Raw genomic sequence first — 7,532 nt, 5'->3', positions numbered from 1 at the left:
AGGTCCTCGGGCACGCGCAGCGCCTCGATGTCACCGACGACGTCGATCGCGTGGTCGCGGAGCCAGGCGATCGCGGCATCGCCGCGCTCCCGGCACTCCGCGATGCGTTCGGCGGAGGGCCAGAACCGCTCTCCCCCGCGCGGCACGAGCAGCTCGTCGGCGAGGAAGGTGCGCAGGTACACGCCCCGGTCGAAGGCATTGCTGAACGAGTCCAGGTGGGCGTTCACCCGGCGCAGCGTCTCCGCCTCGACGACGCCCATGGACTCGTTGGGGAACGAGTCGTTGAGGTCATAGGCGTCCGGTGTCAGCTGGAGCAGGCCCGCGAACCGGTGCCAGATGTCGTCACGGGGGGCGGACGTGTCGAGCGGGAGCACGTGGATGTTCGCGAACGGCACGGCCCCGGACCACCGCTCGAGGACGAGCCGCAGGTCCAGCGTGCGCCAGTTCCAGATGTCGGTCGACCGCGAGGACTCGGTGCGGGAGTAGTCCTCGATCGAGGCGACCGCCTTGTTCTTCAGGCTCTCCTGCCAGGACGCGGCGAACAGGCCGAGGGGTTCGCGGGCGGTCACCACGAGGTCCACCTGCGCGGGCGCGAGCTGCTCGACCATGCGCCGGGCCTGCCCGGCGCTCGCGGCGGCGAAGAACTCGTGGCTGATCAGCGCGGTGCCCGGCCACGCCGCGATCTCCGCACGCAACCGGTCCCAGGAGCTGCGTTCGTCGTCGGCGCGCCGGGGGTGCCTCCCGAGGTGGGGGTCCTCGCACACGACCCGCGTCGACCACAGGTGGTCGCGACGCTCGGAACCGGGAAGCAGGACGCCGTCGTCAGCCAGCTGGTCCCGCGACCTCCAGAGGACGTTCTGGAGGTACGTGGTCGCCGTCTTCGGCAGTCCCGGGTGGACGTAGACGCGTTCGGCCATCAGGCACCCGTCACTGAGCGCGCTGGAACTTCTCGATGGCCTCGGCGATGCGGGTCTCGTCGCGACTCGCCATCGGGATCAGCAGTTCCTGGACGACATCGGCGAGCTCGGCCAGGCGCAGGTGGTGGCGCCGCAGCTCCGCGATCTCGCCCTCCAGGCCGGCCACGCGCGCTTGCAGCTGCTCGATCTCGTCCCGCTTGCTCATGCCCACTCCGCCACCAGTCGTCCGATTGCACGGGGCCGGCCGGCACCCGCGTCGTACTCCGTGGTCGACACCACGGTCCCACCCTGCGCCTCGACCAGCGCGACGAGACGGTCCAGCGCGAACGGGCGGATCCCGAAGTCGGGCTCGCCTCCCCCGGTCCAGACGTCAGCATAGAGTCGGCCGCCGCCACGCAGGGCGCCCGCCGCGAACCTTGCGAGCGCCTCGCGTCCGACGCTGTTGGTGGCGTCGAAGATGTGCCGGGCCAGGATGACGCGGGGCTCGGCGACCCGCGAGATCCGGGCGACCTCCGCGAGGGACGAGCGCCACTCCGTCAGGTTGAGGGTGCGGACCTCCAGCGGCAGGCCCTCGGTCCTGGCGACCTTCATGGCCCCCCGCGCACCCTGCGGCACGAAGTCATAGGCGGTGGTGGGGAAGCCCTGCCGCGCGAGCCACAGCGCGTCGCCTGCCTCACCCGCGCCGACATCGAGGACCCGCGTGCCCGGGGCGACGTCGGCGGCCACCCGTTCGGCGAGGTCGGACGGTGTCGCGCCGGGCGGGCGACCACCCTTGGCGTTCAGCTCGCGTTGCCACGGGCGACGCAGCGCCGACGTACCGCGGAACCAGCTGTTGAAGCGGTCGACCACGGGCTGCGGGGTCTCGAACTTGTACGCCGGGTCCGGCACCTTCCAGCTCGGGCCGTACATCGCCTCGAGGAGCTTCTCGGGACGGGCGGGACAGCTGAACTCCCGACCCATCAGGGAGCAGGTCCCGAACGGGTACAGCCACTCCTCCTCGAACGGCGTGCCCACCTCGCCGAGGAGGTAGAGCGTCCCGTGGTCGAGGAAGCCGCCGAACAGGTCGAGGCCACGCACCGAACCGTCGGACTCGCGGACGTCGATCCGGAACGCCCCGCCGCTGTAGCGGTGGGTGGCGAACCCGCGCTCGACCACGGCGCGCTGCAGGGCGAACGACTCCCGGATCACGTCCACCGGGGTGGAGTACGACGACACGTACCCCAGGTCGGCGTCCGAGTCGTGTCCCAGGAAGGTGCCCTCGCGGACCGCTCCCAGCAGGGTCCCGTAGGCCGGGAACGCGTTGATCCCGATGTCCTTCAGCATCTCGGTGACCTGCTCGATCGCGTCGAGCAGCGGCAGCAGCTGCTCCGGGCTGCGCACCGAGAACGTCGGGCTGAACCGGCCGGACTTGTCGAGGCTGATCTCCAGCCCGGCGGCGTTGACGAAGGCGATCCTGGCCTCGGAGTCGCCGAACGCGCGCTCGTCGTCGAACAGGACCTCGTCGCTGACGTGCTCACGCACGGTGATCCGGCTGCGGCCCTTGAGGAAACGGCGCATCCGGTCGGGCCACGCGGCCTGCCGCAGCCCGTTGGGCAGCTGCACCGTGTCGCGCACCAGCCAGAAGGACCAGATCCGGCGGTCGTCGAAGAGGACGTCGACCACGCGGTCCTCGCCTCGCGCGGCGAGCACCAGGCCGGCGTCGTCGACAGCGGTGACGCGGGTGCCACGGGCGGAGGCGACGAGGCCACGGAATCCGGCGGCACCCTGCGCGACCTTGCGACGCACGTGGCGCTCCCTCCCCGTTGATGGCCCTTCTCGGCGGCCCTGTCGGGCGTGCGCAAACGATAACGGACGGCCCCGGACGGTAGCGTTCGGTCCGTGAGCACCACCCCGTCCCGCGTGTTCGCGGCCAGGCTGGTCGGACTCCCGATCTTTGACCCCCAGGGTGACCAGGTCGGCAAGGTCCGCGACCTGGTCGTCACGATGCGCACCGAAGGCACCCAGCCCCGCGTCCTCGGCATCGTTGCCGAGGTCTTCGGTCGGCGACGGATCTTCGTGCCGATGACGCGGGTCACCAACATCGACAGCGAGCACGTCTACACGACCGGACTGCTCAACATGCGGCGCTTCGAGCAGCGCTCCACCGAGACCCTCGTCATGGGCCAGATGCTCGACCGCACCGTCACCATCACCAGCACCGGCGTCGCCGGCACCGTGTACGACGTCGCGATGGAGCCCGCGCGCACCCGCGACTGGGTGCTCAGCCGGGTCGCCGTCCGCGAACCGTCGAAGGGATTCCGGCGCCGCGGGCAGACCCATGTCGTCGAGTGGCGTGACGTCGTCGGGCTCACCCGGTCCGACGACCGCCAGGGCGCGACCCACCTGGTCGCCGCACTGAACGAGATGCGGCCCGCCGACGCGGCGAGCATCCTGCACGACCTGCCCGCCGATCGTCGTACGGCCGTGGCGCTGGCGCTCGACGACGAGCGCCTCGCCGACATCCTCGAGGAGATGCCCGACACCGACCAGGTCGAGATCCTCAAGGGCCTCGAGGCCGAGCGGGCCGCCGACATCCTCGAGGAGATGTCGCCCGACGACGCCGCCGACCTGGTGCGCGACCTGCCGCCCGAGACCGCCGAGATCCTGCTCCAGCTGATGGAGCCGGAGGAGGCCGAGGACGTCCGGCGGCTGATGAAGTACGTCGAGAACACCGCCGGCGCCATGATGACGCCGGAGCCGGTGATCCTCGGCCCGGACGCCACCATCGCCGACGCCCTCGCGCACGTGCGCAACCCCGAGCTCACGCCGGCCCTCGCGGCGCTGGTCTACGTCTGCCGTCCGCCGCTGGAGGCGCCGACCGGCAAGCTGCTGGGGGTCGCGCACATCCAGCGCCTGCTGCGCGAACCGCCGTCCACCCTCGTCGCCGGCGCCCTGGACGACTCGATGCAGTGGCTGAGCCCCGAGGCGACCATCGACGAGGTCGCGGCCCACCTGGCGACGTACAACCTCGTGGCGGCGCCGGTGACCGACGAGAACGGGCGACTGATCGGCGCGGTCACGGTGGACGACCTGCTCGACCACATGCTTCCCACGAACTGGCGTGACCGCGCGCCCCGACCCGGAGGCACGGGTCGATGAGCGACGCGCGCCGCACTCGGGACCGGCTGGACACCCCCCGCGAGGAGCGCCGGCAGCTCGTCAAGAAGCCCAGCTTCAACAGGGACGCCTTCGGCGTCTTCGCCGAGCAGTTCGCCCGGTTCATGGGGACCGCGACCTTCCTGATCTACATGACGCTGTTCGTCGTCGTGTGGGTCGGCTGGAACCTGCTCGCCCCGGACGACTGGCGCTGGGACACCTACCCGTTCATCTTCCTGACCCTGATGCTGAGCCTGCAGGCGTCGTACGCCGCCCCGCTGATCCTGCTCGCACAGAACCGCCAGGAGGCGCGCGACCGGGTGATCGCCGAGCAGGACCGGCAGGCCGATGCCCGCGCCCACGCCGACATGGAGTTCCTCGCCCGCGAGGTCGCGTCGCTGCGGATGTCGGTGGGTGAGGTGGCGACTCGTGACTTCCTGCGTTCGGAGTTGCGGACCCTGCTCGCCGACCTCGACGAGCGCGCCGACGAACGTGCCGAGTCTCACGAGGACGGCGGCGACGGAGCGCAACCCGCCCCTCACTAGACTCGGATGTTGTGAGTACCACGCAGCAGTCCCCGTCCGTCGAGCAGGTCATGACCGCGCTGGGCACGGTCAACGACCCGGAGATCAAGAAGCCGATCACCGAGCTCGGCATGGTCGAGAGCGTCGACATCGCCCCTGGCGACGGCGGATCCGTCGTGACGGTCAACGCCCTGTTGACCGTCGCCGGGTGCCCGCTCAAGGACACCATCACGCGCGACGTGACGGCCGCGGTCACCGCACTGGCCGGTGTCACCGGCGTCCAGGTCAACCTCGGCGTGATGTCGTCCGAGCAGCGGACGGGCCTGCACGCGACCCTGCGCGGCGGCGCCGCCGCACGCGAGATCACCTTCGCGCAGCCGGGCTCGCTCACCAAGGTGTTCGCCATCGCGTCCGGCAAGGGCGGCGTCGGCAAGTCCTCGGTGACCGTCAACCTCGCCCTGGCGCTCGCGAAGGCCGGCCGCAAGGTCGGCGTCGTCGACGCCGACATCTACGGCCACTCGATCCCGGCGATGCTCGGTGTCGCGGACTCGCGCCCGACCCAGGTGGACGACCTGATCATGCCGGTGCCGACTCCCTCGGGGGTCTCGGTGATCTCGATCGGCATGCTCAAGCCGAAGCGTGACCAGGTCGTGGCCTGGCGGGGACCGATGCTCGACCGGGCCCTGGTCCAGATGCTCGCCGACGTCTACTGGGGCGACCTCGACGTCCTGCTGCTCGACCTGCCTCCGGGCACCGGCGACGTGGCGATCTCGCTGGGCCAGCACCTGCCCGGTGCCGAGGTCGTCGTCGTGACCACGCCGCAGGAGGCCGCCGCCGAGGTGGCCGAGCGCGCCGGAACGATGGCCTCGATGATGCACCAGCGCGTCGTCGGCGTCGTCGAGAACATGAGCTACCTCCCCTGCCCCCACTGCACGCCCGAGGGCAAGGAGCACCGCCTCGAGATCTTCGGATCAGGTGGCGGCGACCGCGTGGCCGACACGCTCTCGAAGCGCTTCGGGTACGACGTCCCGGTGCTGGGCCGGATCCCCCTCGACATCACGCTGCGCGAGGGCGGTGACGCCGGCAAGCCGATCGTCGAGTCGAACCCGACGGCCCCGGCCGCGCAGGCCCTCAACGACATCGCCGACCGCCTCGACGGCCGTGGCCGCGGGCTGGCCGGCATGCAGCTGGGCCTCACGCCGAGCAACAAGTTCTGATCCCGACCACGGCTACCTGAGCACGGACTGAAGGGGGCGGCTGAATGTTCGGCATCGGATTCGGCGAGCTCGTCGTGATCGCTGTCCTCGCCGTCCTTGTCTTCGGCCCCGACCGGCTGCCCGAGCTCGCCCAGCAGGCGGGCCGGTTCATCCGTCAGATCCGCAAGTTCGCGAACAACGCGCGCGACGAGCTGCGCACCGAGCTCGGCCCCGAGTTCGCCGACCTCGAGCTCACCGACCTGGACCCGCGGGCGATCGTGCGCAAGCACATCGCCGAGGCGATGGCCGAGCTCGATGACCTCGAGGACGCCATCCGCAGCGACGACGAGACGCCGAAGCAGGTACCCCTCGATCTCGGCGAACGACCGCCGTACGACGTCGACGCCACCTGACCTGGTCGACCTGGTCGACCTGGACGACCTGGACGGATCAGGACGGATCAGGTCAGGCGCGGGACTGAGCCGCCGCCAGGGCCTCGAACGCCACCAGCAGGGTACGGCGGTCCTCACCCTCGACGAGCTCGCAGAAGTCGCCGCCGACGCGACGCAGGACGCCCTCGTGGCGACTGCCGTCACGCAGGTGCAGCACACAGGCCTCCCCCGCCTCGGCGATCCGGCGCAGGGCTGAGCCGAGTCCCAGGCGGGTGAGCGGCGACCAGGCGACGTCGGGGACCGAGCGCACCGAGGCCCCCTCGACGGTGCCGACCGCACGCAGGTCGATGACCCAGTCGCGGTCGCCGGACGCGACGAGCAGCCAGGTCTCGGCGACCCGCTCGATGATCCCGGTGACGGGACCGACGCCGCTCACGCCGAGCGTCACCGTCGTACCGACCGTTGCCATGAGCCGGCTCGCGAGCGAGACCTGCTGGTACTCCGACCGGCTGCGGTCGGCGACGTGCGCCGTGCGTTCGGCCGCGTGGAGCGCGCTCGCCTGATCCTCGAGATCGTCGAACAGCGCGAACAGATCGTCCTCCCAGCCCATGGCACCCAGACTCCCACGCCCGCGGGCCGTCGCTGCGAGCAGGTCCGGTCCGATGCCGCCTCCGCCTGTGGAGAAACGATTGACTCCGGTATCGAACGAATGCATCCTGAGGCAAACAGAAGCAAACGCAAGGATTCTCGGGATGATCGAAACAGCGAGCGACGCACGCGTCCGGATGCGTGGCGTGCTGCTCTGGACGGGCGTCACCGCCGGTTCCGTGGTGCTCGGCCGGACGGCCCTGTCCGGGGCAACCACCCTGGTGACAGCACCGGGCCCGGACTTCGTCTCACTCCTGGTCCAGTTCTGTTCCGCGGCGGCGCTCGTGTCCGTGGCGGCGCTCTGGTGGCTGACCACCGACGTCGTGCGCCAGGCCGTCCGACCGGGTTCGACCCGGACGCTGCCGGGTCGGGTGGGTGCGGTCCGGGGACTGCTGCTCGCCGCGTGCGGCATCGCGGTGTTCTCCACGACCGCGGGGGTCGCCCACGCCCACGAGGGAGCGGACGCGCCGCTCGACGCCGAGGCACTGGACGGCCTGCCGCTCCCCGACCGCGCGACGGGTGGCGGTCCGGCCGGGACTCCCCTCGATGCGCGTGTGGTCCGGGTCCGGCCGGGCGACTCGTTGTGGGCCATCGCCGCCCGGGCGCTCGGTCCGGGCGCCTCCGCGGCCCAGGTGACGTCGTACTGGCACCGGATCCATGCCGCCAATGCCGCCGTGATCGGGAGCGACCCCGACCTGCTCCTCCCCGACCAGCAGCTCC

8 protein-coding genes and 1 pseudogene are annotated in these 7,532 nt (G+C 71.2%); 5 read left to right on the top strand and 4 right to left on the bottom strand.

Annotation, left to right across the window (positions count from 1 at the left end):
* The 3 genes and pseudogenes from ACOADB_RS11125 to ACOADB_RS11115 form a co-directional block, all read right to left on the bottom strand.
* Window positions 1-917, bottom strand: a pseudogene (locus tag ACOADB_RS11125) (hypothetical protein); the annotation flags it as partial.
* A 10-nt stretch (window positions 918-927) separates the two neighbouring features.
* A complete protein-coding gene (locus ACOADB_RS11120; RefSeq protein ID WP_378598193.1) occupies window positions 928-1,122 on the bottom strand; it encodes a DUF6752 domain-containing protein in 195 nt (64 codons plus the stop codon).
* Window positions 1,119-2,702 carry a class I SAM-dependent methyltransferase gene (locus tag ACOADB_RS11115; RefSeq protein WP_378598191.1) on the bottom strand — a complete coding sequence of 528 codons (1,584 nt, stop codon included), beginning with the start codon at window positions 2,700-2,702 and terminating at the stop codon, window positions 1,119-1,121. The genes ACOADB_RS11120 and ACOADB_RS11115 overlap by 4 nt, the downstream gene beginning before the upstream one ends.
* 93 nt (window positions 2,703-2,795) lie before the next feature.
* On the opposite strand from ACOADB_RS11115, the gene ACOADB_RS11110 reads away from it, so the two are divergent.
* From ACOADB_RS11110 to ACOADB_RS11095, 4 genes are read left to right on the top strand one after another with little or no spacing between them, the layout of a single operon-like run.
* Complete coding sequence (locus tag ACOADB_RS11110; RefSeq protein WP_378598189.1) at window positions 2,796-4,055, top strand: magnesium transporter MgtE N-terminal domain-containing protein; 1,260 nt, start codon at window positions 2,796-2,798, stop codon at window positions 4,053-4,055.
* A complete protein-coding gene (locus ACOADB_RS11105) occupies window positions 4,052-4,597 on the top strand; it encodes a DUF1003 domain-containing protein (RefSeq protein ID WP_378598188.1) in 546 nt (181 codons plus the stop codon). Before ACOADB_RS11110 ends, ACOADB_RS11105 begins: the two co-directional genes overlap by 4 nt.
* A gap of 50 nt (window positions 4,598-4,647) precedes the next feature.
* Window positions 4,648-5,793 (top strand): Mrp/NBP35 family ATP-binding protein, encoded by a 1,146-nt coding sequence (locus ACOADB_RS11100; RefSeq protein ID WP_378598294.1) that lies wholly within the window; start codon window positions 4,648-4,650, stop codon window positions 5,791-5,793.
* A 44-nt stretch (window positions 5,794-5,837) separates the two neighbouring features.
* Entirely contained in the window at window positions 5,838-6,185 is a 348-nt protein-coding gene (locus tag ACOADB_RS11095; protein WP_378598186.1) for a sec-independent translocase, read from the top strand.
* Window positions 6,186-6,237: 52 nt separating this feature from the next.
* On the opposite strand, the gene ACOADB_RS11090 is transcribed toward ACOADB_RS11095, so the two are convergent.
* Window positions 6,238-6,774: a hypothetical protein gene (locus ACOADB_RS11090; protein WP_378598184.1), complete on the bottom strand. Its 537-nt coding sequence runs from the start codon at window positions 6,772-6,774 to the stop codon at window positions 6,238-6,240.
* Window positions 6,775-6,916: 142 nt separating this feature from the next.
* Here ACOADB_RS11090 and ACOADB_RS11085 point away from each other — a divergent pair.
* A partial coding sequence (locus tag ACOADB_RS11085) for a LysM peptidoglycan-binding domain-containing protein (protein WP_378598182.1) occupies window positions 6,917-7,532 on the top strand: 616 nt, incomplete at its 3' end.

Source organism: Nocardioides sp. CPCC 206348 (assembly GCF_048654705.1).
Classification (GTDB): domain Bacteria; phylum Actinomycetota; class Actinomycetes; order Propionibacteriales; family Nocardioidaceae; genus Nocardioides.
This window is presented reverse-complemented; position numbering and strand designations above follow the sequence as displayed.